Below are 24,033 nucleotides of genomic sequence, written 5' to 3'. Positions count from 1 at the left end.
CTCCTATCCTAGTAGGCTTAATCGATGCAAAGGCATCAGAATTTAAAAATGAGCGACCCTAGTAGGTCGGATCGCTCAGCATTCAATTATTTATCAGGAACTGTGAGGCTGCCGTCAAGGATTTTTGCTTTCGCTTCTTCAACAGCTTTTTTAGCATCTTCAGAAAGGTTGGTTGTTGTCAAATCAACACCACCGTCTTTCAAACCAAAGGTTGTAGTTTTACCACCTGGGAATTTACCTTTAGCAGTTTGGTTAGCGATGTCTTGGACAGTCTTACCAACTTGTTTCAAGCTTGATGCCAAAACAAAGTTAGACTCTTTACCATCTTTAGATTTGTATTTACCTTCTTCAGTTTGGTCACGGTCAACACCAAGTACCCAAACTTTTTCATTTTCATTTCTTGTTTCGTTGATTGACTTAGCTTCGTTAAATACTCCAGCACCAGTACCACCAGCTACTTGGTAAACAACATCCGCACCACCAGCATAGTGAGCAGCAGCAATTGTTTTACCTTTAGCTGCATCGCCGAATGAACCAGCATAGTCCACTTTAATCTTGATAGATGGATCAACTGATTTCACACCAGCCTCGAAACCTTTTTCAAAACGTGTGATAACTGCGCCTTCTATACCACCTATGAAACCAACTTGTTTTGTCTTAGTCGTTTTTGCAGCTGCAACACCAGCAAGGTAAGCTGCTTCATTATCTGCAAAGACTGCTGAAGCAACATTCTTTTGACCTTTAATCACATCGTCAATAATAACGTAGTTAATACTTGAATTATCTTTTGCAGCAGATTCAACGGCATCACGAAGGGCAAAACCGATACCAAATACTAGGTTGTAACCATCCGTAGCAGCTTGGTTTAGGTTGTTCGCGTATTGTGACTCGTCAGTTGACTGGAAGTAAGTATAGCCATTATCTTTTGAAAGGCCATTTTCTTTCCCCCAAGCTTGCAAACCTTCCCATGCAGATTGGTTAAATGACTTATCATCAACACCACCTGTATCGGTTACGATAGCAGCTTTTAAATCAGTTTTAGCGTTAGAGCTATCTGATTTAGACGCACGATTCCCACATGCAGCAAGTCCGATTGCTGCGACAGACACTAGACCAAGACCTAGCCATTGTTTCTTGTTCATTTCTGAACCTCCTATATAAGATGTGCAACTTAGTTGCAAGTTTAATTTTGGTCAGTTGACCAGCAACAGACTCAAGTTAAGTCTGTAAAAGAGTATGGAAGTAACTCCTTGACCGTCATCACGACCGTCGATTTATCTTTAGCGACCAAGGTCACTGGTAAATCCTGATTAAAAAACTCTGCCATTACTTGGCGGCAGGCACCACACGGGGAGATCGGTTTTTCCGTTTCTCCGTAAACAATTAATTCCTCAAAGTCTAAAAAGCCTTCAGAAACAGCTTTAAAAATGGCTGTTCGCTCTGCACAATTGGTCAAGCCGAAACTAGCATTTTCGATATTGACACCTGTGAAAACTTGTCCATTTTTAGCTACTAAAACAGCTCCGACAGGGAAATGAGAGTATGGAACATAGGCATTCTTCGTGGTTTCTACAACTAAATCAATCAAATCAGTAGTCGCCATTAGCCACGTCTCCCTCCATAATCGCTACACCAGAGGATGCTCCAATGCGAGTCGCACCAGCTTTGATAAAGGCAAGTGCATCTTCGTAAGAACGGGCACCGCCAGAAGCCTTGACTCCCATATCTGGCCCAACTGTCTTACGCATCAAAGCTACATCTGCAACGGTTGCACCACCAGTTGAGAAACCAGTGGATGTCTTGACAAAATCCGCCCCAGCTTTCTGAGCAATCTGACAAGCTTTCACTTTCTCATCATCTGTCAAGAGGCAGGTCTCAATAATGACCTTGACCAAGGTTCCTTTGGCAGCCTCCACAACAGCTCGAATGTCTCTTTCAACTAAGTCAAAGTTTCGAGACTTTAAAGCACCGATATTGATGACCATGTCGACTTCATTTGCTCCGTTTTGGATTGCATCACTCGTTTCAAAAGCCTTGAGCTCCGGAGTATTCGCTCCCAGAGGAAAACCAATGACCGTACAGACTTTTACATCCGTAGCTTTTAGTGCTTGCGCAGCAAAATTTACCCAAGTCGGATTGACACAGACGCTCGCAAAGTCGTATTTCTTTGCTTCCTCAATTAAGGTTTCAATCTGCTCCTGACTTGCATCAGGTTTCAAAAGCGTATGGTCAATGTATTTGTTTAATTTCATGTTGGATTCTCCTAGAATTAAGCGATCACTTCGACAATCTCGCTTACTGCAACGCTTTCACTACCTATTCTAACATTTTTTTGGAATTCTGTAACTAGTTCTTGAGAAATTTTTTCATTTGCGTAAATTTTTGCGACAATTTCCCCAATTTCGACTGTTTCGCCAATCTTCTTTTCGAACACAATTCCAGTTTCATAATCTAGTTTATCAGATTTGATGGCTCGACCTGCTCCTAATCTCATCGCAAACAAGCCAAATTCCATAGCTGGAAGCTCTGTGATATAACCAGATCGCTCTGCTTTCACTTCAGCCACATAAGCCGCCTGGGATGGTCGATACAAGTCCTCTAGATCACCACCTTGAGCCGCAATCATCTCTTCAAATTTTTTCAAAGCTGATCCATTTGTCAAATGTTCTCTAATTTCAGAAACTGATTTCTCAACATTAGCTAAACCAAGCATAATCCGAGCGAGCTCACAGATAAACTCCGTAATATCTTCGCGTCCTTGTCCTTGAAGGATTTCCAGTGCTTCCAAGATTTCCAAACGATTGCCAATGCTGGTGCCCAAAGGCTGACTCATGTCCGTAATAACTGCAACCGTCCTGCGTCCGACTGCCTTGCCCAAGTCTACCATGGTACGGGCTAGGACACGGGCATCCTCTAGTTTTTTCATAAAGGCACCTTCACCGACGGTTACATCCAGCAAAATGCTGTCAGCACCAGCGGCGATTTTCTTGCTCATAACTGAACTGGAAATCAAAGGAATCGTATCAACTGTAGCGGTCACATCACGTAGAGCATAGAGAAGCTTGTCTGCCTTGACCAGCTGGTCTGACTGACCGATGACGGATACACCGATATCCTGAACCTGCTTGATGAAATCTTCCTGGCTGCGCTCTACTTGGTAGCCCTTGACAGACTCGAGCTTGTCTATGGTACCACCCGTATGCCCCAAGCCTCGACCGCTCATCTTGGCAACAGGCACGCCAAAGCTAGCTACTAGAGGAGCCAAGATTAAGGTAACCTTATCTCCCACTCCACCAGTAGAATGCTTGTCGACCTTAATCCCTGAAATAGCTGACAGGTCAAACTGCTGGCCTGTCCCCACCATGGCCATGGTCAAATCAGAAATTTCCCTAGTAGTCATTCCCTTAAAGTAAACAGCCATAGCAAAGGCTGACATCTGGTAATCTGGCACTGTTCCAGCCACATACCCCTCAATCAGCCATTCAATCTCTTGACTGGACAACTCTAGTCCATCTCGTTTCTTTTGAATAATATCAACTGCCCGCATCTTTATTTCACACTCCTTAGGATATAATAGCCTTTGTCCTTCTTGAGAGTCTCACAGTTGCCAAATACTTCTTCCATCTTAGCTTTAGCACTAGGAGCTCCTTGTTTCTTTTGGATAACAATCGTCAAATCCCCATCCGCTAACAAGTGATCATAGCTACCTGAAATAACTTCATGCACCACCTGCTTACCAGCTCGAATCGGCGGGTTGCTAATAATATGATGAAATTGTCCGGTCACCTGTTCGTAAACATTGGACTGGAAAATATCTGCAGATACTTGATTCGCATCCGCATTTTTTCTAGCCAAGTCTAGTGCTCGCTGATTGATATCCACGAGAGTGACTTCTAGCTCTTGCGCTTTAGCCAGAGTCAAGCCCAGCGTTCCATAACCGCAGCCGACATCCAGCAGTGTTTCTTTTTTGTTAAATTCCAAGGCAGACAACAAAACTCGACTGCCATAGTCGATCATTTTTTTACTAAAGACACCAGCATCCGTTAAAAAGGTCATCTGTTGTCCTAATAGTTCCACTTTCAATTCATGAATGTCATGTTTGGCATCCGGATTTTCTGCAAAATACATTTTAGTCATAAAACCATTTTATCATAAATTTTCTAGATTTGTAAATCGTTTTCATTTCTCCAAAAGTATGTTATACTAGAATCCATCATATAGGAGTATATTATGACCAACGAATTTCTTCATTTTGAAAAAATCAGCCGCCAAACTTGGCAGAATCTGCATCGAAAGAAAAATCCACCGCTCACTGAGTCCGAACTCAATTCTATCAAGAGTTTCAATGACAAAATCAGTCTACAGGATGTAACAGATGTTTATCTTCCTCTGACAAATCTCATTCAGATTTATAAACGTTCCAAAGAGGATCTCGCCTTTTCAAAAGGTATTTTTCTACAAAAGGAGAGTAAAAGGCAGCCCTTTATTATCGGAGTATCTGGCAGTGTTGCCGTTGGAAAATCAACGATTAGCCGCCTATTGCAAATTCTCCTATCACGGACTTTTACCAATGCAACCGTTGAATTGGTGACGACCGATGGTTTCCTCTATCCCAATCAAACCTTGATTGAATCAGGCATTTTAAATCGCAAGGGCTTCCCTGAAAGCTATAATATGGAACTCTTACTTGACTTTTTAGACCGCATCAAAAATGGTCAAAACTATGAAATTCCCGTCTACTCGCATGAAATTTATGATATTGTCCCAAATGAAAAGCAGGAAATTAGGGCAGCTGACTTTGTCATCGTAGAAGGCATCAACGTCTTCCAAAATCCGCAAAATGAACGCCTTTATATGACTGACTTCTTCGACTTCTCTATCTACGTAGATGCCGAAGTCGAAAATATCGAGTCTTGGTATCTAGATCGTTTTAAAAAATTATTGGCACTAGCCAAGCATGACACGGACAACTACTACCATCGCTTTACGACCCAGCCCGAAGAAGAAGTCATGGCACTTGCCCATAATATCTGGGAAACAATCAATCTGGTGAACCTGATAGATTATATCGAGCCAACTCGCAACAGGGTCGAAGTGATTTTGCATAAGGCTAAAAATCATGAAATTGATGAAATCTATCTAAAAAAATAATTTAGGCTTGTCAAATCACAACTTTTCATATATAATTAGATAGTTAGTATTTTCAATGGAGGTGAATAACTTGGCAAACATTAAGTCAGCTATCAAACGCGCTGAATTGAACGTTAAACAAAACGAAAAAAACTCAGCTCAAAAATCAGCTATGCGTACTGCTATCAAAGCTTTCGAAGCAAACCCATCTGAAGAACTTTTCCGTGCTGCTAGCTCAGCTATCGATAAAGCAGAAACAAAAGGTTTGATCCACAAAAACAAAGCAAGCCGCGATAAAGCACGTCTTTCAGCTAAACTTGCTAAATAATGCATCGCGCATACAAAGGAGCTCCACGGAGCTTTTTTTGTTGCTCATTATAAAGGAGAATTTATATGAAGATTGCTATCATCGGCTACTCCGGCTCTGGCAAGTCAACCTTGGCCCAGCAGTTAGGCCACTTCCATCATATTCCCGTCCTTCATCTAGACACGATCCAGTTTGAAGAAGACTGGCAGACTCGTAGTCAAGACCAAGTCAAGGATGATTTAGCGGATTACCTCAAGCGAGAACAATCCTGGGTCATCGATGGCAACTACTCTTTTGCCTACTTTGAGGAAAGAATGGCTCAGGCTGATCAGATTATCTTTATGAACTTTTCTCGCTGGAACTGCCTCTACCGCGCCTTCAAACGCTATCTAAAATATCGCAATCAAGTACGAGAGAGTATGGCATCTGGCTGTACCGAAAGACTGGATTGGGAATTTATCCGCTGGATCCTTTGGGATGGTCGGACAAGAAAGACTAAGAGTCGCTATGAAAAAGTTCGCCAAAACTATCCTGAGAAATTTATCGAATTGCAGAATCAAAAGCAATTATCAGACTATGTAAAAGAATCCGGGACAAAAGTCTAACCTTAAATATAAAAAGCGAACAAAACTAGTTTTCTGGTAATCAGAATTCTGCTTTGTTCGCTTTTTTATCTAATCTATCAATTTTAAAAATTTATAATAAAGAATTCCTAAAATCAAAATCTTTTTGTCCCAGCCTCGTTCATTCTTATTTGTCAAGAAAAATCAGAAGTATTCATCGATGAGGTAAAAAGGTGAATTTCCAACTTACAAAATTGTAAGAAAAATGATAGAAATGTAAGCTAAAGAAATGGAAAGAAGAAACTCTTTCTTGTATCATAGGAAAGGAAAAAGGAGGATCCTATGAAAAAAATGATTGACAATAGCAGTTTGAAACTGCTGGCTATGCTTGCAATGCTGATTGATCATATCGCCTGGGTATCTTTTCCACTGGCTACCAATATGAATATTCTCTCTCCTAACTGGCTGGCCAATAGTATGCACATAATAGGCCGCCTGGCTTTTCCAGTCTTTGCCTTTTGTATCGCGGAAGGCTATCTGCACAGTCATGATGTGAGCAAGTATATGAGACGATTGGGGCTGCTGGCTCTTATCAGTATCATTCCTTTTTCTCTGTTGGGCTGGGTTACTGGTCTTGGCTTTATCATGCAAAATACGGTTGTTACTCTCTTTTTGGGGCTCTGTGCTCTTTATTACTGTGATCAGCAAACAGCAACCTGGAGAAAAGTTCTAATTATTCTACTCTGTTTTACTCTGTCCATTATCGCTGACGGCGGACTGGCGGGGGGAGTTTTTGGTATCTATGCCTTTGCAAAGATTAAAGACCCAATCTTCCGAAAAATTGGCGGTGTCTTGGCACTGAACAGTGTGCAAATCCTAATTTTGGCCTTCAATTTCTCCTATGATGGTCTGGCTGATCTGGCTGCCACCTGTCTTCTGTTTCTCCTCGTGACCTCTTTCTACAACGGTCAAAAAGGGGCCAATATTGGAAAAGTATTTTACTGGTTTTATCCCCTTCATTTGCTCGCCCTGTCTCTGTTTCGAATTGCCTTTCTCTTATTTCTAATGTAGTTAATGAATGTATTAAAAGTTGCAGTAGAATACCTGTTAAGTTAATTTTTCTTTTGGTAAGTCTAAATAATAGAGTAAAAGAGTCTGGGACGATAGTCTCTTTGCTACAAAAAAGAGTTTGGGACAAAAATATTTCAATTTTTAAAAATCATAATTATTAAGCCCTTCAAATCTATAATTAAATGCGAAAAGCGAACAAAGCAGAATTCTGATTACCAGAAAACTTGTTTTGTTCGCTTTCTATATTTGAGGTCGGACTTTTGTCCCAGCCTCCTTTTCTTATTCTTCTTTTACAAAAACTAATTCTTTAGCATCTGAAAGATCTGCTCGATAAGCAAAGCCAGCAAAAGAAAGCTGTTTGATGTGCTCAAGAGTATCGACCTGCGCTTCCATCAAAGCAGCCAAAAACTGCCCACGCGCTTTTTTAGAAATAGTAGAATGACTTTTGAGTTTGCCAGCCCTTTCTTCTAAAAATTTGAAGCGAAGCATCTTCTCTCTGACCGATTTTTCAAAAACATCCTCAAATTCACTAGACAAAAGCGAAAGCAGCATATCTTCATCCGCTACCGTTTTTGTATAATCTTCCCGCCAAAATGTTTTCAGCGTTTGACCATTGGGTTTCAGTCCCACCAAGAAGTCCAGCCGGTGAGGGGCAATCGGGCTCAAGGCAGGAATGACCCCATATAGACTAGAAGTTAACAGCAAATGCTCTTGGATGTATGATTTCTCCTCTTGTGTCCAATCTTTTCGCTTGATATTGCGATACATGAGCCCGTCAAATAAGAGCAAGGCTGGATAAGTCTCCGCTTCATTTTTGCTCAGATTTTGAATCCGCTGGTATTCTATTTCAGCCATTTGCGGACTGATTTTGTATAATTTTTCCAGCTCTTTGGCTGAGAATTGCAACAACTCTTCTATGATAATTTTGCTTTTCAGCGTCAACTGGGAGCGCCCCAGCGAGCTCTGTTTCTGATTCATTTCTTTGGCAGTCGGAATTAAAATTTTCATATTTTCCCTTTCTCATATTGGATTCAGAGTCTATTTTCCTATTTTCCTATTTTCCTCACTCATGATTATAGCAAATTTTGGACTAATTGGATTTCTTCTTGACTTTAATTTTCAAAAATGATAATATCTAGTTATCAAAACTAGATATTAGAAAGTTAAAAATTTGGAAACGAAAAATCTGTACCCGAGATGGGATGAATTGCCTGTTATTGACCTATATCTGGACCAAGTCCTGCTATACGTCAACAAGGTCTGTAAGCCAGCTTTTACCGCATCTGACAAAGGCTTGACCGCATCCATGATCAATAATTATGTCAAACACGGATACCTTGAAAAACCTTTAAAGAAAAAATACAATCGCCAGCAAGTTGCCCGCTTGATTGCTATTACAAGCTTAAAAACTATTTTTTCTATTCAAGATATTGCTGCGACTTTGGATATGCTCAACGCCCAGACCCAATCTGAAAAGCTCTACAATGACTTTGTGGATTATATGAACGGACGGAAGCTTGAAGTGACGCCCATCATTGCCAGTGCTTGTCAGACTTTAAAACTCTACCAGCAAACCCTTGCTTTTATCCAAGTACCCGAAAAGGAGGCCGATAACGATGAACTACGCGCTTAAACTCAGTAAACAACTCTCTTTTGGAGAGGAAATTGCCAATGCTGTTACCCATGCCGTCGGAGCTGTTTTAATGCTGATTCTTCTGCCTATCTCAGCTATTTACAGTTATGAAGGGCATGGCCTCGTTTCTGCTGTTGGTACTTCTATCTTTGTCATTAGCCTTTTCCTCATGTTTCTTTCTTCTACCATTTACCACTCCATGTCCTATGGCTCTACCCACAAATATATCCTGCGGATTATTGACCACTCCATGATCTACATCGCTATCGCGGGCAGCTATACTCCCGTCGTCCTTTCACTCATGAATGACTGGCGGGGCTATCTGATTATCGTGATTCAGTGGGGCACGACCATCTTTGGCATTCTCTACAAGATCTTTGCCAAAAAGGTCAATGAGAAATTTAGTCTAGCCCTCTATCTAATTATGGGCTGGCTAGTGATCTTTATCATTCCGCAAATCATCGGACAAACTGGACCAGTGTTTTGGGGACTTATGCTAGCAGGCGGTCTTTGTTACACAGTCGGTGCTGGTTTTTATGCCAAAAAGAAGCCCTACTTCCACATGATTTGGCACCTCTTCATCCTAGCCGCTTCTGCTCTCCAGTACCTAGCGATTGTTTATTTCATGTGAGAGTGGGACAGAAATCGGTAATTCATTAGAATTCGATTTCGTCGTCCCACCTCCGCACAGTTGAGTAGGGCTGTAAAAGCTGATGAAATCAGCGTAGTAGAGCCCACTCAACCACTGCGTCTTGTTCGACATTCCAAAGACAATCGAGAGGTTAGGACTTTTGTCCCAGCCTCTTCTCTATGATATAATGCAGCTCTTCAACTAAGCCTACAACTGATCTGCGAAAACCACTTCTCAAAAGCAGGAACTTTGAAAATAATAAAAATTTAAGCTTATTTTGCTAAGATAAGGATAGAAAAGATGATCTCTGGCATTTAAATCAGCCAGTTATGGAAGGGAAATGAATGACTATTTTATCAAAAATCCGGCCATCACAGCCTCTGAAAGAACTGAAATGGTTTGACATTCTTGTGATTACTCTGCTCATGTTTGGTCAGTTCATCTACACATCAACCGAACTTTATCTAGCTAGCTTTGCAACAACAGCGACGACAGCGGCAACTGAAACGGTCAGCAATACAGCTAGCGAAGGCGCAGCATTCTCAAGCAATTTCAATCTTCAGCTCCTGATGCTGGTCTTGACCATTCTATACCTATTGCTTCGGCGCTTCGACTTTAAGCAGCTTCCTATCCGTCTGAGCTGGTCAGTTCTCCTTTGGACTCCTCTTATTTTTGTAGTGGTAGGGTTCTTTGGTGACATTGTGACGACACTGAGTGGCGAGTATAATTACTTTGATTCAACCCTCTGGTCCTATATAGATTTACTGGAAATCTTCCGGAAATTTGCTGATCTGACACCAATGGCCATCCTCTACGGACTGCTCAATGGCTTCTATGAAGAATTCTTCTTTCTGGGTCTTATGACCTCGGTCAAGGATAAGTATAAGTGGTGGGCGCTGGCCTATTCTACCATCATTCGGATTTCTTTCCATACTTATCAAGGAATGCTCTGGGCCTTGGTTATCGGAGTGGTCTATGGTATCTTTTACTATTTCCTTTACAAGTACAAGGTCAAGAACCTCCTTCCTTTCTTTCTCATGCACGCCTTGGCGGATATGTTTGGCTCCAGCTTAATGTATGTCTTGATTAACTGGCGTTCTTAAAAGGATAAAAATCAGCTGACATACAGTTTATATCGGAAAACTATAAAATAAATCGCAACTAAAAAGCTTAGAAACAAGGTATCAAGTAACCTCGCTGCTAAGCTTTTTATTATGGTCAATTAGCAATTGAAACTAGCAATTTCGCTATCAAGTTTTTTCATATAATAGCGATAGATCAGATAAGAAACAAGTCCAGAAATCAAAATCAGCAGAAGGGAAAGGAGATAGAGAACCGTGAGGGGCAAGGAGTATGAAATCACATAGAGAAGACCAATCACGATAATCACTCCAATAGTAAAGACTAGTCCTAATAAGGTCTTACCCATACTATTATCTCGAGTCATTAGCTCGTTGACATTGGACCAGTTGGTCACCAAATGCTTATAATCTCGATGATAGCCCCAAGCGCTCCAAGCTAGACTGGCCATAAACCAAACCAGCAACATAACGAGAAACGTCACCAAATGAACATGGAAGATAAGACTAGTCACCAAAAGAAGAATCACTGGTAAAATGGACTGAATGGCAAAGAGATACCAAAATTTGAGACGAACGTATTTTCTGAGCTCAAAAGGCAAAACCTTCAGATAATCAAAATTTTCCCGCTCCAAGGATAAACCAATAGAGGTCAGATTATTCCCGCCTGAATTGAGGGTGGCGATAAACATAGATAGGAAGCTAAGCGGAAGCAAAAATCGTGGTATCAAGAAAGGGCTAACATCCAGACCTGCATTGATCGCTCCCATGACCATACTAAAAATGATGATGTAAGGTATCAGTGCCGACATAAAGAGAGCCTGCAAGATGACCGAACCTTCACTCAGCAGCCGAATGTGGTAGCGCCAGACGAACTTCTTAAAATTCTTGGCCTCGTCCATATTGATATCGTGCACCCTCTCGCGTTTGCCACTTGCTGCTCCTGTCATCAAGGCTGCTTCATAAAATTCTGGTATAACCTTGAACTTAACCACCAAGAAGAGCAGAACCACCACGGCAAGCCAAGCTAGAATTCCTAAAATCGCAGTCAAGCTAAGAGGATTGATGATAAAGTCGTAAAAGGCTACAACGGGCGGGAAATAAGGTGTGGCTATTGTATTGCTGGCGATACTACGACTGTTCATTTGATTGATAAAGATATAGAGTCCTACCGAACCAAGGGAAACTAGCCCCAGAATCACATTGGATAGAATAGTCTTATACTTTCTAAAGAAAGCTGTCTTGGTGATAAAATGCACCAAAATCAAAATGACAAAAGTTATAACCGAGCTTAAAATTCCAATCGAAATCAAGGCCATAGGCAAGCCGACTAAAGAATTTCCGCCTTGAAGACCTAGAACGATGAAATAGCTATACATAGGCAGAATTGCAATCAAGAGAGTCAGGACAACAGAGATGCTCTTTCCGACAATGATTTCTGATTCACTAAAGGCATAGGGCCGATAGGACTGCAAATCCTTGCTTTCATAAAAGACATTATAGAAAACCAGAAAGCCCTGCGACATGGAAAATATAGCAAATACGGAGACCATATTGGCAAAGAGGCCCGGATTTCCTACCATGTGATTGAAGGCACTCATGATACCAAAGAAGAACAGGTAGACCAAGCCCAAAATCAAGTACATTCGAATAGCCTGCAGGGAGACATTGACTTTGACCTCTGGATTTTTTTCCTGCTTCTTGCGGTATTGCTGCAACTGCGAAGGTTGAATCGCATAAAGAATATTGATATCAACTAATTTTTTAATCGCTTTAAGGCGCATCTGAACTCACCTCTTCTCTGCGGCCAGCCAGACCTAGATAGATGGTTTCGAGGGACTGGTCTGGATGCTGGGCTTTTAGGTCCTCAACCGTTCCGTAGAATATCAACTCTCCTTTTTTGAGAATGGCAATCTTATCACATAGCTGCTCAGCCACTTCTAATACGTGGGTTGAAAACAGAACTGTATTTCCCTTGTTAGCATGCTCACGCATCATCTGCTTGAGATCAAAAGCTGCCTGAGGATCCAATCCCGTCAAGGGCTCATCCAAAACCCAGATATCTGGATCGGACAAAAGGGCACCAATGACAAAGACCTTCTGCCGCATACCGTGTGAAAACGACTCAATCACTTCATAACGATGGCTAGCAAAGTCAAAGATAGCCAGCAACTCGCCCAAACGAGCCTCTACTTCTGCCGTGGTCATATCGTAGGACGTCGCCACTAGCTCCCAAAATTCATTGGCTGTCAGGCGCAAGAAAAGATCAGGAGAATCAGCGACATAGCCGATTTTTTTCTTGATTTCTAGACGATTACTGGATAGCTCCTTGCCGTCCACAAAAATTTGTCCTTGTGTCGGATTGATGACGCTGACTAAGGATTTAATGGTCGTTGACTTACCCGCTCCATTGTGACCAATCAGACCGACAATCTCACCGCTTTCCAAGGTCAGATTCAGGTGGTTAAGCGCTAGCTTGCCATCATAGTCTTTTGTAACATCTCTAAATTCAATCATGGGAATCTCCTTTGCTATGTTTTAAGGTTATTATACTATCCTAACAGTCAATTGTCTAGAAACTAGCGAAAAAGTTCGGATTTTGCTTTAAAACAAGGAAGAACCATCCTTTAAACCTTGAAAGATTGAGCATTCTCCAGCAGATAGAGCAAGAAATTGGGAATGGTTTCCAGCATATCCTGCTCATAAACACGTTCGGTCAGCTGATGCAAGTCCTTGCCCCATGGACCAAGGTTGATACCGGGGATATGATTGGCCGCAATCTCTGGGAAATCCAGATGATAGAGATTCTCAGGTACAGGCATACTGGCAATCAGATCTTGGTATTCAGCGACAGGCTTCTCCAAGGCACAGTAACTAAGGTCACAAATCCCCATGAAGAATTCGTCCACTTGGAGCTGACAACCAGCTTCCTTGTCCAGATAATCCCCATAAAGTTGAACGACCTTATCAATCCTAATCGGACTGTCCGACAGACGACGACAATTCATGGATGGATAGTAAGGCGGCGCGATTGCTAAGACAACCAAAGCTTCCTTACGGTCGTAAAAATCTAAAACTTTCTGGATATTTTGAATGCTGATTTCCTGATAGGAGGCACCCTCTTGCAGAGCCTGCTGCACTTCTTTATAAATCCGCTGCAAAGTGCCTTCAAAACCGATTTTTTCTTGGCATTCTTGCAGTAATTCCTGATAGGTCAGCACGCTCGGTTTCGGTACATGCTTGCTTTCTTCATAAACCTTCTGCAACTGACAGTAGTTTTGATAAAAGTCCTCCACTGCTTCCTGACTGAGATTCTTAATGGTCGCCAGCAGCTCTGTTGGACTCTTTTCTAGATAAAGGACGCTGAAATAGCCTGCAGCACGCAGCACAGTTGACACATCATAATTTTCCTTCAAATCGCGCAGATAAGACCATGATGGCAAGGGCGAGCGTTCGCCATAGGCCATGTCGGATAAAGCCTGATTGAGGTCAATTTTTTCAGCAACCTTGGCCAGCAAGGACAGGGCATTGATCCCTTTTAGCGGCTCTTTCATATGCGACAGGATGCCTTGAGTCACGACAACTGGCATCAACTTGCCGACTGTTCCTATATGAAGCACCTTTTCCTCCGCTGACTGACTCTCAAAAGGCTCAGAATCCACGGCCAGAAGATAATGAAGCTGGAAACGCTCCTTCAATTCAGCAAGCAAGGCTGTCGCTGCCCGCATTCCTTGGGAATAGGACTCCTCATCTCCGACCGACAGATAGAGCAAATTGGCCTGACCAGACTGTATCTGACTGTATCTTTCCACCACTCCCAGCTGCAAGGCCAGAGCCGCCTTCATGTCGCAAGAGCCTCGACCGAACTGCCATTTGTCCGACGCAATATCCGCTAAAAGATCTGAATCTGAAGAAATGGAGGGCAGTTTTTCTTTGAGAGTCTGATTATCAAAAGCCCAGTCTTTGAGACCGCCAAAGTCCTCAATATCTACTGTATCATGATGATGAAAAAGAATTACGGTGTCAGCTGTATCCCGCTTGACCAGCGCCCAGTTGACACTGCGTTCATAAAAATCATTTGGAATCTGATAGCAGCCAAACAGCTCAGGATGCTCCTGAAAATAAGGAATCTTCCCTATCCGCTCCTGAAGAAAGGCTTCAATCTTCCGCTCAGAACTAGTATGGGTAAAACTTTCAATCGCCATACTTTGGTCAAAAATATCTTGAATATACTGTTTCATTCTTTCTACCTCTCTGTTTGCTGGCACTTCTGACTTGCAAGCCAAGTCCAGCTCAAAGACGATAAGGCAAAAGCAGCCAATCTTTACCTAGTCAGGAATGTTTGGCTGCTTTTTTCTTGTAATGACTAACGACGAGAATATTTCTTAACGAGGCCAGACATGCCGAATGTGCTGACAAAAAGCACCAAGCCTAGATAGAACATTCCTTTTTCTGAATGGCTACCAGTTTTTGGCAAGGAAGCTGCGGCTTGTTGAGCTTGTTGAACAACTGCCTGCTCCACTTGAGACGCTTCTGGTTGACTAGCCAATTGCTGCACCTGAGGCACCACTTTCTGACTGCCTAATTGCTGCACATGGTCCGCTGCGCCATTCTCATGTTCTTTACGTCCAACCCTTGAATCAACTGACGGATCTTCTTCTTGTGGCTCCTGTCTATCAAAGATATATTCTGGGACTTCTCTTATTTCTGGTGCAACTAGTTTTTCACCAAGAATTTCAGGTAAGTTGGCATATTCCGTATCAAGGGCACTTGCTACATAATCAGCTTTTTGAGAACGACTCGCTTCCACAGTCGGTACTAGCGCACTAATAGAATCCGTCTTGAAAGTCACTGCATACTGACGCTTAATCGTCAGATCACTAGGGTCATAAGTATTGAAGACTAGAGCCAGCTTGTGGCCTTTTTTCACCGTGTAAAGATTCGGCTGCAAATACATGGTATAATCATGGAATTGACCAACTTTGGGCTTAATACTCTTTTCTGAACTAGACGGTGTATAGCCTGATTCTGGATTGGCTAAGTTTAGCCAGCCCTTAGCAATTACCTTGTATTTAGTTTTAGTTGTTGCAAAGTTTTTAACATCCAGATTGCTAAGATTGCTGCCCATCCAGAAATCACCAGCCTTGCTGTCATCACTAGCAGCACCATTTCCAACAACATCAAACTCTTGGTCCGATACATCTACCAAGAGCGCATTGACCTGCAAGTTTTTGCCACTGCCCTTGGCCAAGGCTGCCTTGAAGTGGACTGGAATATGGCCCTTGATAGTCGTGTCTTCTTTGACTTCTGTCATAAAGGTCATGTTGGCCTTAGAAGAAGCTTGACTGACTGCCTCATCTCGCTTACTAGTGTCAATCCCAGCAGCCGCATAGTCACTGGAGATGGTCTCTTCTAGACGTTTGGACTTAGCTGTCAAAATCAAACGATTATTACTTTTCCAGTTATCATAGCTCGTCCATTTATTTGGATCGTAGTTATTTTGTGCCAAGACAGCAGGAAGCTTGCTAACATCGTTCTTGACATCGTAAAGATAATGAGAGAACCAAATGTTAAGTAAGTCATAAAAATCCTGATTGTTGGCCTTGATACCATAACCTCGAGAGATAGCTGCTGGATGGACATGGTCTCCTTGGTGGAGATAGAGTTTTACATTTTGTCCCGCTTTTTTCAAGACATCATACATGAGCTCGAACTGTTTGGTTTTGACGTTGTCATCATTTAAGCCATGTACCAGCAGGGCGCTAGTCTTTATCTTTCCTGAATTTAGGGTATAATCGCGTTCCCGCCAAATTTGGCTATAATTGCGACCGTTAGCTTTTTGGTCCTTGTTTAGCTGATTGATGTAGTCAGCATACTTGTTCCAGATTGAAGCCCAATCGTCTTGGTCGAGCATCCGAGTAGAAACATAGAGTGACAGCCAAGACAGATCACTGTATGGCGGATTGCTGTAGGCTGTTCCTTGACTATTGAAATAATCATACCAGCTAGCAATTCCTGCAGCTGGAACAATGGTTCTCAGGCCTTCTACACCCGTTGTTGCCACACCGAAAGTTGTCGTACCGGCCCAAGATAGGCCAGTCATGCCGACTTTGCCATTGGCCCAGTCAGCCTTGATTTCAATATTGCTAGTTCTGTCTGTGTAGGCCGTCCGTTTACCGTTGACCCATTCAACAATATTTTTAAAGGCTTCTACTTCCAAATCAGATCCAGTCGTATTGAAGCCTTCTGAACCCTTAGTTCCCAGACCAGCACTGGAAACAAAGGCATAGCCGCGCACTAGGAAGTAATCATACCAGTTCAAATTCTCGTAATCATAAATCCCTTCATAAGGGCTATAATAGTACCAATCAGACGCTTTGGCCTTCTTTGCCGCATCAATACTGCTCATGCTAGAAACCGGTTGGCGCTTAGCGGGCTTATTGTGCAAACTCTTCATGTCATAAGAACCGTTTGTCGGCAGATTGAGACTTTCTAATATCACATAGTTTTCATCCAAAGTCCCTGCGACGTAAGGACGAGCTTCTAAAATTGTCGAAGCCTTAAAATCACCTTGGGCTACTGCTTTCGGAAGTTGTACGATAGCCTTGACGAGGTCCCGCTTTCCGTCTCCATCCGTATCATGATCCGTCTCAACATAGACAGGAAAACGAACGATGTCGCTTTTCTCATACGAATAGTCTTTATCTTCCTTAGCTCCACTGCTGTATGGGAAAATTGGCTGCGCCCGACCATTCAAAAAGAGCGGTGCTTTCTTTTCAGCACGATAGGCATCATGCAGGCGCTTGGCAACTGCATACATAGTTTGCAGATTGCTCCCTTGTACGCGGGCTGTCAAATCGGCCTCTTTATCAATCATTCCCATACTCTTGGCTAAATTCACCCTATCTTGGGCACTGGTGCCTAGCTGAGATTCATTGACGGCTGCCCATTTCAGTAGTTCATCGACTGCTTCTTGCAGGGTCAATTCCTTATCAGCCAAGGCTGGATTTGAAAGACTCCCCGTATAAGCAGACAGGTCTTGTCCTTTAGCAGTGGCAGGCACAGCAGAAGGCACCAAGCTAGCATCTTGAGCCAAAGCTAAAGGTGGCGACTCCAATGATGAGGTAGGCTTTTCAGAGTCCACAACTGATTTTTCAGCAGTGACCAACTCCCTTTCTTGCTTTTCTGGCCTTGCAGTAACCGACGATTCCTTGCTGTCAACCTCTAGAACCGCTGGCTGCTGGACTGAAGATACCGGTTCAGACGGCTTTGCGACAGCTTCTGTTTGAAGAATTTCCTTGCTTTCGACATTCGCCTGACTCGCCTCATCGGCTTGAACAACCTGGCCTAAGGCAAAAGGTGCAAATATCGAGACTGATAAGAGTAACCTCACTAGTCCTCTCTTTTTCATAAAGAACCCCTTTCTTTTTATAAAGTTTATTACTTGTCCATTATACTATGTAAGCGCTTTGATTTCAATGCTAGTTTTAGCTTATCATCAAAAAATATAAAATTAACTTGTATAAACGTTTGTATCATCATTCTTCTTTTGGTAAAATAGACCCATCCCAAGAATGTGAGGTATCTCGTATGGAAAATCAAACATTAATGCAGTATTTTGAATGGTACTTACCAAATGATGGACAACATTGGAATCGATTGGCGGAGGATGCCCCACATCTAGCATCAAAAGGTATCCGCAAGGTTTGGATGCCGCCAGCTTTTAAGGCAACGAGCTCCAATGATGTCGGCTACGGAGTTTATGATCTCTTCGACCTAGGTGAGTTTGACCAAAAAGGAACTGTCCGCACTAAATATGGCTTTAAAGAAGACTACCTAAAAGCTATCCAAACTCTCAAAGCCAATGGCATTGAACCCATGGCTGATGTGGTTCTGAACCACAAGGCAGCTGCGGATTACAAAGAGCGATTTACTGTCGTTGAAGTGGATCCCAACGACCGAACTAAGGTCTTGTCAGAACCTTTCGAAATCAAAGGCTGGACTAAGTTTGTCTTCCCAGGCCGCAATAAAACCTACAATGACTTTGAATGGCATTGGTACCACTTTACCGGTACAGACTATGATGCCAAAAACAACAAGTCAGGCATTTTCCTTATCCAAGGAGACAATAAAGGCTGGGCAGACGATGAGCTTGTGGACAATGAAAACGGCAACTATGACTATCTCATGTATGCTGATATTGACTTCAAGCATCCAGAGGTTATTCAAAACCTCTACGACTGGGTTTACTGGTTTATCGAAACAACAGGCGTTCAAGGATTTCGTTTAGATGCTGTTAAGCACATTGACTCCTTCTTCATGAGAAATTTTATCCGCGATATAACTGCAAAATACGGTGAGGATTTCTATGTTTTTGGGGAATTTTGGAACAGCGATGAGACAGCTAATAACGACTATCTAAAAAATATTGAATACCGCTTTGATCTTGTTGACGTCAAGCTCCACCATAATTTCTTTGACGCCAGCATAGCTGGGGCAGACTTTGACCTACGGACGATTTTTGATCAGACGCTTGCCAAGAATCATCCTGAATCAGCTGTGACCTTCGTGGACAATCACGACACTCAGCGAGGTCAAGCTCTGGAGTCCACCGTCGAAGAATGGTTCAAGCCAGCAGCCTATGCTCTCATCCTGCTACGAGAAGAAGGGCTGCCTTGCGTCTTTTATGGCGACTACTATGGTATTAGTGGAGAATTTGCCCAGGACAGCTTCCAAGACGTACTGGACAAGCTTTTGGATATTCGCCTCAACCTAGCTTACGGTGAGCAGACTGACTACTTTGACGATGCCAACTGTATCGGCTGGACTCGTCAAGGCAAGGACGGTGTGCAGCCAATCGCTGTCCTTGTCAGTAATGACCAAGCCAGCAGCAAACGTATGCTGGTCGGTTCAGAATGGGCTGGTAGAGAATTCAGTGATTATCTGGGCAAGAGCTCTCAAATCGTGACCATTGACGAAGAAGGCTGGGGAGAATTTCCAGTGGAGGAAAAGTCAGTCAGTGTCTGGTCTGTCAAATAATCTGTATATTCAAAAACGAGAGGGATAAATTTCCTTCTCGTTTTTTTAGTATTTCAAGCTCATATAAAACTTACTATTTTAAAAACTGCTTTATTTTTCCTGCCAACTCATCACTGGCGTAATCATGCACATAATGAGGGCAGTCTAGTAGAATTAACTCTGTCTGTGAATGCGCTGCTGCAAAATCCTTCTGGAAACTCTGCCATTCTCCCTGACTATAGCCAGTCCCTTGGCCATTTGAAGAAAAGAGCAAGATCGGCAGTTCAGGAAGCTTTTTCTTCGAAACTAGCTCAGCATTTTGCTTGACCTGTGTGACCTCTTCATAAACAGCATTTGACAGTGAACGACGATAGAAAAGAGCCTTGTATACTTGCTTTTCTTCTGCTGTCAAATCACCAGACGCAAGAGCGGGAACTTGCTTGTCAGTATCATAAAATATCCGACTTAATCCTAAATTAGCAGCCATTTGTAAGGCTTTATAAGCTAAAGGATAGAGCCTCAGATCAGTGTAAGAACTCGGCAAAGCCATATCCAGTCCGATAATGCCTTGGACTTCTTCTGGATATTTTGCAACCCAATGAAGCGCTTCTAGTCCGGCCATAGAGTGCGCTACCAAAGTATATGGGCCTGTGATTTCAGCCTTTTGTAAAGCCTGCCTCGTCTGGGCAAGTACCGTATCAATGTCTCTACTATCTCCTTGGCTGTCATCGCTAAAGCCATAGCCTAAGCGTTCAACAATAACAACCCGATACTCTTTTTCCAATTTAGAATAAAGGCTCTTAAAGTCAAGAATAGGGGACGTTGTGCCACCACCTGCCAAAAAGACCAGCGTCTGCTCTCCTTGACCAGTTACATAGACATTCATTTTTTTGCCATCTACTTGAACCAGATGACCTGAGGGATTATCAAGCAATTTTTGCTCTTTAGTCAGGCAGATTTGATGATAAGTAAAGATTAAGACCAGAGCACTGATGATTGTAAAAAGCAAACACAGAAAGAATTTCTTCAAATACCTGAACATCATAACTTTCCAAATATCTTTAAGCATCTACGAAGACTTAACCGATTAAACAATAACAGCTATTCTGCTTCCCACAGGATACTCATATTTCTGCCTCTTATTCAAGGCTAGATGCCCTACTTTTACTCCACCAAGCCACTTCTCAGATAAGCATCCACCATGCGCTCTGTCGCAACAACTGAATCAATATGCGTACGCTCATAAGAGTGGCTGGATTCGATGCCAGCGCCTAGCAGAGCATGCTTGACTTCTGCTCCTGCGCTCATGGCTGCAGAGGCGTCTGACCCGTAAAATGGATAGATGTCCAATTTGTAAGGAATGTCCTGCTCCTTGGCTAAATTTACCAAATGCTGGCGAAAAGCATAGTGATAAGGTCCTGAAGCATCCTTGACACAGATAGAAACAGTATACTCATCCGTCTGCTGGTCGTCACCCATAGCGCCCATATCAACCGCCAAATATTCTACCGCTTGCTCAGGCAGGCTAGAGTTAGCTCCATGACCAACCTCTTCAAAGACGCTGAATGCAAAATGAGTCGTCACTGGCAGCTGAATATTTTCCTCTTTGTAGACGCGCAAAAGATTGAGCAAAATAGCTGCGCTGACCTTGTCATCCAGAAAGCGGGACTTGATGAAACCTGACTCAGTAACTGTGGTTCGCGGATCGAAAGAAATAAAATCCCCAACTTCAATTCCTAAATCACGTGTTTCTTTCTCACTTGTCACCTTTTCATCCAAACGAACTTCCATATTGTCCTGAGTTCGCTCAACCGTCCCAGCATCCTTATAGACATGGCAGGAGGTTTGGTGAACTAAGATTGTGCCGCTGATAGTCTTGCCACTGCTGGCCACATGGACTAGACAGTTTTCTCCTTCAATCATGTTCCAAGGGAAACCGCCAATCCGATCCAGCTTGAGGCGACCATCTGGCTTGATTGCACGCACAATAGCCCCCAGTGTATCCACATGGGCAGTCACGACCCGATGCTGGGCATCATTTTCACCCTTAACCACAACATGAACGCCGCCTTTATTGGTCCGGACAGGCTCATAGCCCAAGTCTTCGAGTGTCTTCACCAGATAGTCCGCCACCTCAGCCGTAAAGCCTGTTGGAGAAGGGATAGCCGTTAATTCTTGTAAATATTGAACAGTTTGATTCATCATAACTCCTTTAGATCATTTATACTGTCAATTATAGCATAAATCCTCTGTCAAATATCGTCCTGACTGGCTCTTTTCTCCTGATTTTAGATTGGTTTAGCAAAATCTTCGATGAAATTGGAAAATCTTACAAAAATCCTCTTCTCCAAGCATGTATCAATCTCAGAGAAGAGGATTGCTTTATTTTAGTCTAAAATAGGGAGAAGACTGCTACTGCAAGGACTGCACCAATAATTGGTCCGATAACTGGAATCCAAGCATAGCTCCAATCACTATTTCCTTTTTTTGGAATCGGAAGGAGACTGTGCATGATCCGAGGTCCTAAGTCACGCGCAGGATTGAGGGCATAACCAGTCGTTCCACCAAGTGAAAGACCAATCCCAACAATCAAGGTTCCAACTGCGAAAGTACCAAGTCCTGCTTGCAGCTTATAAAGTCCTAGAGCGAAGATAGTCAGCACTAGAACAAAGGTTCCAAGGATTTCGCTAATCAGGTTCGAGAAGGTATCTTTAATAGCTGGGCCTGTGCTGAATGTCCCAAGGATGTTAGCTGGATCTTCTTCAGCAAGATAATGAGGCTTGAACTGCAGGAAGACGAGGAACTGTCCGACCATAGCTCCTGCAAACTGCGCAAGGATATACGGAAGAACAGATGCCCAAGGTAAATCACCTTTGAGAGCTACTCCGATGGTTAGGGCAGGATTCAGATGGGCTGGGCCAAGGTTGCCAGATACAAACGCAGCGATGGCAACGGCAATCCCCCACCCCATGGTAATCACAATCCAACCAGAATTGTGGCTCTTAGTTTTGGGAAGAACCACGCCTGCAACGACGCCATTCCCCAAAAGGAGCAAGAGCAGGGTCCCTAAAAATTCACCAAATATTTCTTTCATCATCTATATTACTCCATTTAAAAGAAGGGGAGGCTAGACAGGAGAACTGGTCCGCCACCTCTTCTTCTATTTTCTATTTTTTCAATTCTGCTAAATCGTTGTTTGCAAGGGCAGCTTCTAGGTCATTTCGATAAGCTGCTTTTTCTTCTTCTGTCCAGTCGTAGAATCGTCCCATTTCATCCAGAACTGGCTCTATAATCGCATCTAGGCTATCCCGCATAAAGAGCATGTGATTTGTCCGACGAAGGAGGAAGTCTACTGGGCTGAGTGCCAACTCATTACGCATAGCATAATGCAGCGACAAAGTATCCGCTAGGCTAAGACCTGGTGCTTGTTCGATACTGTGTGCGAGGGCAAAGACTTTAGGAGCATTTGATCCGTAGAGGTTTGCAAGATAGAAGGCTTCTTTGCTGTCTAAGCCACGTGAGACACCAAGTTGAGCAAAGGCTTCGATTTCGGAATCCACATTAGCTGGATTCAATTCTCCACCTGAAACAGGGTAAGTCTTAGAGTTGATGAGTTTGAATCTGCGATCAAATTCTGCTTTGAGGATTTCAACCACGCGCTCCATAGCACCTTCCGCCATCTTACGATAGTCTGTGATTTTACCGCCAGCAAGGGTCAAGAGACCATTGTTATCACGATCCAAACTAGAGCCACGAGACACTGCAGATGGATCCAAGTGTTTTTCAGATGTACTGCTTTCAAGCTTAGTAACAGCCGCTTCGACATCCTCACGAGATTTTTCTTTAGCCAGATAGCTCTCAACGGTCGCAATCAGGGCATTGAAGCTTTCGTCGCTAATGGTACCGTTGTTTCCGCCATTGTAGTCAGACGCGCTGTTTCCTGCGATCAGAGGACGCAGACCTGCCCAGCTGCTTTCGATATCGTCAATTGTGATCTTTGCTTCTGGGAAGCGATTATTGACAATTCCCAAGAGGTAATCCACATCTTCTTGTGTTACTTTTGGATGCTCCAGGTCGCCAGTGTAGTCAGTGTCTGTCGTACCAAAGTAGGTTTTATTTTCACGTGGAAGGACAAAGACCATCCGGCCGTCTCCCAAGCCTGTATCAAAGTAGACTGGCTGCGAAACCTTGATCTTGCTAGAGTCAACTACCAAGTGAACACCCTTGGTTGGACGCATTTGTGAATATTGCTCACCGTCATTTGACAGATTGCGCACCTTGTCGCTCCAAGGTCCAGTTGTGTTGATGACTAGGCGAGCCTTGATTTCAAAGACTTCATCCGTCAAGAGGTCACGCGCAACAACGCCTGTAATCTTTCCAGAATCGTCAAAGAGGAAACCTTCTGCTTTGACATGGTTGGCAATCAGGGCGCCGTCTTGGTTGGCGCGTTTGATATTTTCAATCACAAGGCGTGCGTCGTTGTTGCGGAAGTCAAGATAGACACCGCCGCCTACTAAGCCTTCCTTCTTAAGTTCAGGTTCCCGTTCTAAGACTTCTTCCTTGCTCAAGACCTTGTTGGCAGCAGGAGTGTTGTTAACACC

Annotated in this window: 22 protein-coding genes; 8 read left to right on the top strand and 14 right to left on the bottom strand. The window is 43.1% G+C overall.

Translation table 11 applies throughout. The annotated features are described in order from the left end of the window. Nucleotides 1–86: 86 nt before the first annotated feature. The 5 genes from RWS39_RS05335 to RWS39_RS05315 all read right to left on the bottom strand — a co-directional run bounded on the left by RWS39_RS05335 (nt 87) and on the right by RWS39_RS05315 (nt 4,137). A complete protein-coding gene (locus RWS39_RS05335; protein ID WP_223367596.1) occupies nt 87–1,142 on the bottom strand; it encodes a BMP family lipoprotein in 1,056 nt (351 codons plus the stop codon). Between the two features lie 71 nt (nt 1,143–1,213). Continuing rightward, complete coding sequence (locus tag RWS39_RS05330) at nt 1,214–1,603, bottom strand: cytidine deaminase (RefSeq protein WP_045497048.1); 390 nt, start codon at nt 1,601–1,603, stop codon at nt 1,214–1,216. Then, nucleotides 1,590–2,252, bottom strand: coding sequence for a deoxyribose-phosphate aldolase (gene deoC, locus RWS39_RS05325; RefSeq protein WP_314481205.1), 663 nt, complete (start codon nt 2,250–2,252; stop codon nt 1,590–1,592). The genes RWS39_RS05330 and deoC overlap by 14 nt, the downstream gene beginning before the upstream one ends. 17 nt (nt 2,253–2,269) lie before the next feature. Further along, nucleotides 2,270–3,547 carry a pyrimidine-nucleoside phosphorylase gene (locus RWS39_RS05320; protein ID WP_314481204.1) on the bottom strand — a complete coding sequence of 426 codons (1,278 nt, stop codon included), beginning with the start codon at nt 3,545–3,547 and terminating at the stop codon, nt 2,270–2,272. Nucleotides 3,548–3,549: 2 nt separating this feature from the next. Next, nucleotides 3,550–4,137 carry a class I SAM-dependent methyltransferase gene (locus RWS39_RS05315; RefSeq protein WP_061911246.1) on the bottom strand — a complete coding sequence of 196 codons (588 nt, stop codon included), beginning with the start codon at nt 4,135–4,137 and terminating at the stop codon, nt 3,550–3,552. Between the two features lie 93 nt (nt 4,138–4,230). Here RWS39_RS05315 and coaA point away from each other — a divergent pair, with 93 nt between their 5' ends. The 4 genes from coaA to RWS39_RS05295 all read left to right on the top strand — a co-directional run bounded on the left by coaA (nt 4,231) and on the right by RWS39_RS05295 (nt 7,071). Next, entirely contained in the window at nt 4,231–5,151 is a 921-nt protein-coding gene (coaA, locus tag RWS39_RS05310) for a type I pantothenate kinase (RefSeq protein ID WP_125373017.1), read from the top strand. Nucleotides 5,152–5,221: 70 nt separating this feature from the next. Further along, nucleotides 5,222–5,458: a 30S ribosomal protein S20 gene (rpsT, locus tag RWS39_RS05305; protein ID WP_001274000.1), complete on the top strand. Its 237-nt coding sequence runs from the start codon at nt 5,222–5,224 to the stop codon at nt 5,456–5,458. Between the two features lie 65 nt (nt 5,459–5,523). Next, complete coding sequence (locus tag RWS39_RS05300) at nt 5,524–6,042, top strand: DNA topology modulation protein (protein WP_314481203.1); 519 nt, start codon at nt 5,524–5,526, stop codon at nt 6,040–6,042. A gap of 300 nt (nt 6,043–6,342) precedes the next feature. Beyond that, entirely contained in the window at nt 6,343–7,071 is a 729-nt protein-coding gene (locus tag RWS39_RS05295) for a TraX family protein (RefSeq protein WP_314481202.1), read from the top strand. Nucleotides 7,072–7,350: 279 nt separating this feature from the next. On the opposite strand, the gene yaaA is transcribed toward RWS39_RS05295, so the two are convergent. After that, on the bottom strand, nt 7,351–8,079 hold the full coding sequence (gene yaaA, locus RWS39_RS05290) for a peroxide stress protein YaaA (RefSeq protein WP_314481201.1): 729 nt from the start codon (nt 8,077–8,079) through the stop codon (nt 7,351–7,353). A gap of 163 nt (nt 8,080–8,242) precedes the next feature. Here yaaA and RWS39_RS05285 point away from each other — a divergent pair, with 163 nt between their 5' ends. The 3 genes from RWS39_RS05285 to RWS39_RS05275 all read left to right on the top strand — a co-directional run bounded on the left by RWS39_RS05285 (nt 8,243) and on the right by RWS39_RS05275 (nt 10,438). Beyond that, nucleotides 8,243–8,704, top strand: a complete 462-nt coding sequence (locus RWS39_RS05285) for a DUF1836 domain-containing protein (protein ID WP_314481200.1) — start codon at nt 8,243–8,245, stop codon at nt 8,702–8,704. Next, a complete protein-coding gene (trhA, locus tag RWS39_RS05280) occupies nt 8,688–9,335 on the top strand; it encodes a PAQR family membrane homeostasis protein TrhA (RefSeq protein WP_005590131.1) in 648 nt (215 codons plus the stop codon). Before RWS39_RS05285 ends, trhA begins: the two co-directional genes overlap by 17 nt. Nucleotides 9,336–9,679: 344 nt before the next feature. Continuing rightward, nucleotides 9,680–10,438 carry a CPBP family intramembrane glutamic endopeptidase gene (locus RWS39_RS05275; protein ID WP_314481199.1) on the top strand — a complete coding sequence of 253 codons (759 nt, stop codon included), beginning with the start codon at nt 9,680–9,682 and terminating at the stop codon, nt 10,436–10,438. A 119-nt stretch (nt 10,439–10,557) separates the two neighbouring features. Here RWS39_RS05275 and RWS39_RS05270 read toward each other — a convergent pair whose 3' ends face one another. From RWS39_RS05270 to RWS39_RS05255, 4 genes are all read right to left on the bottom strand, one after another. Continuing rightward, the gene (locus RWS39_RS05270) at nt 10,558–12,198 is read right to left on the bottom strand and encodes a hypothetical protein (protein WP_314481198.1); all 1,641 of its coding nucleotides are present in this window, start codon (nt 12,196–12,198) and stop codon (nt 10,558–10,560) included. Beyond that, nucleotides 12,188–12,931: an ABC transporter ATP-binding protein gene (locus tag RWS39_RS05265; RefSeq protein WP_045497015.1), complete on the bottom strand. Its 744-nt coding sequence runs from the start codon at nt 12,929–12,931 to the stop codon at nt 12,188–12,190. The genes RWS39_RS05270 and RWS39_RS05265 overlap by 11 nt, the downstream gene beginning before the upstream one ends. Before the next feature lie 110 nt (nt 12,932–13,041). Further along, nucleotides 13,042–14,655, bottom strand: a complete 1,614-nt coding sequence (locus tag RWS39_RS05260) for a M20/M25/M40 family metallo-hydrolase (RefSeq protein WP_314481197.1) — start codon at nt 14,653–14,655, stop codon at nt 13,042–13,044. Nucleotides 14,656–14,780: 125 nt separating this feature from the next. Continuing rightward, on the bottom strand, nt 14,781–17,825 hold the full coding sequence (locus RWS39_RS05255; protein WP_314481196.1) for a CocE/NonD family hydrolase: 3,045 nt from the start codon (nt 17,823–17,825) through the stop codon (nt 14,781–14,783). 179 nt (nt 17,826–18,004) lie between these two features. On the opposite strand from RWS39_RS05255, the gene RWS39_RS05250 reads away from it, so the two are divergent. Beyond that, nucleotides 18,005–19,453: an alpha-amylase gene (locus RWS39_RS05250; protein WP_314481195.1), complete on the top strand. Its 1,449-nt coding sequence runs from the start codon at nt 18,005–18,007 to the stop codon at nt 19,451–19,453. A 73-nt stretch (nt 19,454–19,526) separates the two neighbouring features. Here the strand turns inward: RWS39_RS05250 and RWS39_RS05245 are convergent, their stop codons facing one another. From RWS39_RS05245 to RWS39_RS05230, 4 genes are all read right to left on the bottom strand, one after another. Continuing rightward, nucleotides 19,527–20,477 carry an alpha/beta fold hydrolase gene (locus tag RWS39_RS05245; protein ID WP_314481194.1) on the bottom strand — a complete coding sequence of 317 codons (951 nt, stop codon included), beginning with the start codon at nt 20,475–20,477 and terminating at the stop codon, nt 19,527–19,529. Nucleotides 20,478–20,596: 119 nt separating this feature from the next. Continuing rightward, complete coding sequence (locus RWS39_RS05240) at nt 20,597–21,634, bottom strand: M42 family metallopeptidase (RefSeq protein ID WP_314481218.1); 1,038 nt, start codon at nt 21,632–21,634, stop codon at nt 20,597–20,599. A gap of 190 nt (nt 21,635–21,824) precedes the next feature. Continuing rightward, complete coding sequence (locus tag RWS39_RS05235; protein WP_314481193.1) at nt 21,825–22,529, bottom strand: MIP/aquaporin family protein; 705 nt, start codon at nt 22,527–22,529, stop codon at nt 21,825–21,827. A 70-nt stretch (nt 22,530–22,599) separates the two neighbouring features. Continuing rightward, nucleotides 22,600–24,033: FAD-dependent oxidoreductase (locus RWS39_RS05230; RefSeq protein WP_314481191.1), on the bottom strand; the 1,434-nt coding region annotated here is incomplete at its 5' end.

It is taken from the genome of Streptococcus cristatus, from assembly GCF_963529205.1.
Classification (GTDB): Bacteria; Bacillota; Bacilli; order Lactobacillales; family Streptococcaceae; genus Streptococcus; species Streptococcus cristatus_O.
Note: the sequence above shows the minus strand (reverse complement) of the source record. Positions and strands in the feature narration are given on the sequence as shown.

Excerpts from the sequence above, each read along its gene's own strand:
- RWS39_RS05335 (WP_223367596.1), bottom strand. The coding sequence starts at position 1,142 with ATGAACAAGAAACAATGGCTAGGTCTTGGTCTAGTGTCTGTCGCAGCA.
- RWS39_RS05330 (WP_045497048.1), bottom strand. The coding sequence starts at position 1,603 with ATGGCGACTACTGATTTGATTGATTTAGTTGTAGAAACCACGAAGAAT.
- deoC (WP_314481205.1), bottom strand. The coding sequence starts at position 2,252 with ATGAAATTAAACAAATACATTGACCATACGCTTTTGAAACCTGATGCA.
- RWS39_RS05320 (WP_314481204.1), bottom strand. The coding sequence starts at position 3,547 with ATGCGGGCAGTTGATATTATTCAAAAGAAACGAGATGGACTAGAGTTG.
- RWS39_RS05315 (WP_061911246.1), bottom strand. The coding sequence starts at position 4,137 with ATGACTAAAATGTATTTTGCAGAAAATCCGGATGCCAAACATGACATT.
- coaA (WP_125373017.1), top strand. The coding sequence starts at position 4,231 with ATGACCAACGAATTTCTTCATTTTGAAAAAATCAGCCGCCAAACTTGG.
- RWS39_RS05300 (WP_314481203.1), top strand. The coding sequence starts at position 5,524 with ATGAAGATTGCTATCATCGGCTACTCCGGCTCTGGCAAGTCAACCTTG.
- RWS39_RS05295 (WP_314481202.1), top strand. The coding sequence starts at position 6,343 with ATGAAAAAAATGATTGACAATAGCAGTTTGAAACTGCTGGCTATGCTT.
- yaaA (WP_314481201.1), bottom strand. The coding sequence starts at position 8,079 with ATGAAAATTTTAATTCCGACTGCCAAAGAAATGAATCAGAAACAGAGC.
- trhA (WP_005590131.1), top strand. The coding sequence starts at position 8,688 with ATGAACTACGCGCTTAAACTCAGTAAACAACTCTCTTTTGGAGAGGAA.
- RWS39_RS05275 (WP_314481199.1), top strand. The coding sequence starts at position 9,680 with ATGACTATTTTATCAAAAATCCGGCCATCACAGCCTCTGAAAGAACTG.
- RWS39_RS05270 (WP_314481198.1), bottom strand. The coding sequence starts at position 12,198 with ATGCGCCTTAAAGCGATTAAAAAATTAGTTGATATCAATATTCTTTAT.
- RWS39_RS05265 (WP_045497015.1), bottom strand. The coding sequence starts at position 12,931 with ATGATTGAATTTAGAGATGTTACAAAAGACTATGATGGCAAGCTAGCG.
- RWS39_RS05260 (WP_314481197.1), bottom strand. The coding sequence starts at position 14,655 with ATGAAACAGTATATTCAAGATATTTTTGACCAAAGTATGGCGATTGAA.
- RWS39_RS05255 (WP_314481196.1), bottom strand. The coding sequence starts at position 17,825 with ATGAAAAAGAGAGGACTAGTGAGGTTACTCTTATCAGTCTCGATATTT.
- RWS39_RS05250 (WP_314481195.1), top strand. The coding sequence starts at position 18,005 with ATGGAAAATCAAACATTAATGCAGTATTTTGAATGGTACTTACCAAAT.
- RWS39_RS05245 (WP_314481194.1), bottom strand. The coding sequence starts at position 20,477 with ATGATGTTCAGGTATTTGAAGAAATTCTTTCTGTGTTTGCTTTTTACA.
- RWS39_RS05240 (WP_314481218.1), bottom strand. The coding sequence starts at position 21,634 with ATGAATCAAACTGTTCAATATTTACAAGAATTAACGGCTATCCCTTCT.
- RWS39_RS05235 (WP_314481193.1), bottom strand. The coding sequence starts at position 22,529 with ATGATGAAAGAAATATTTGGTGAATTTTTAGGGACCCTGCTCTTGCTC.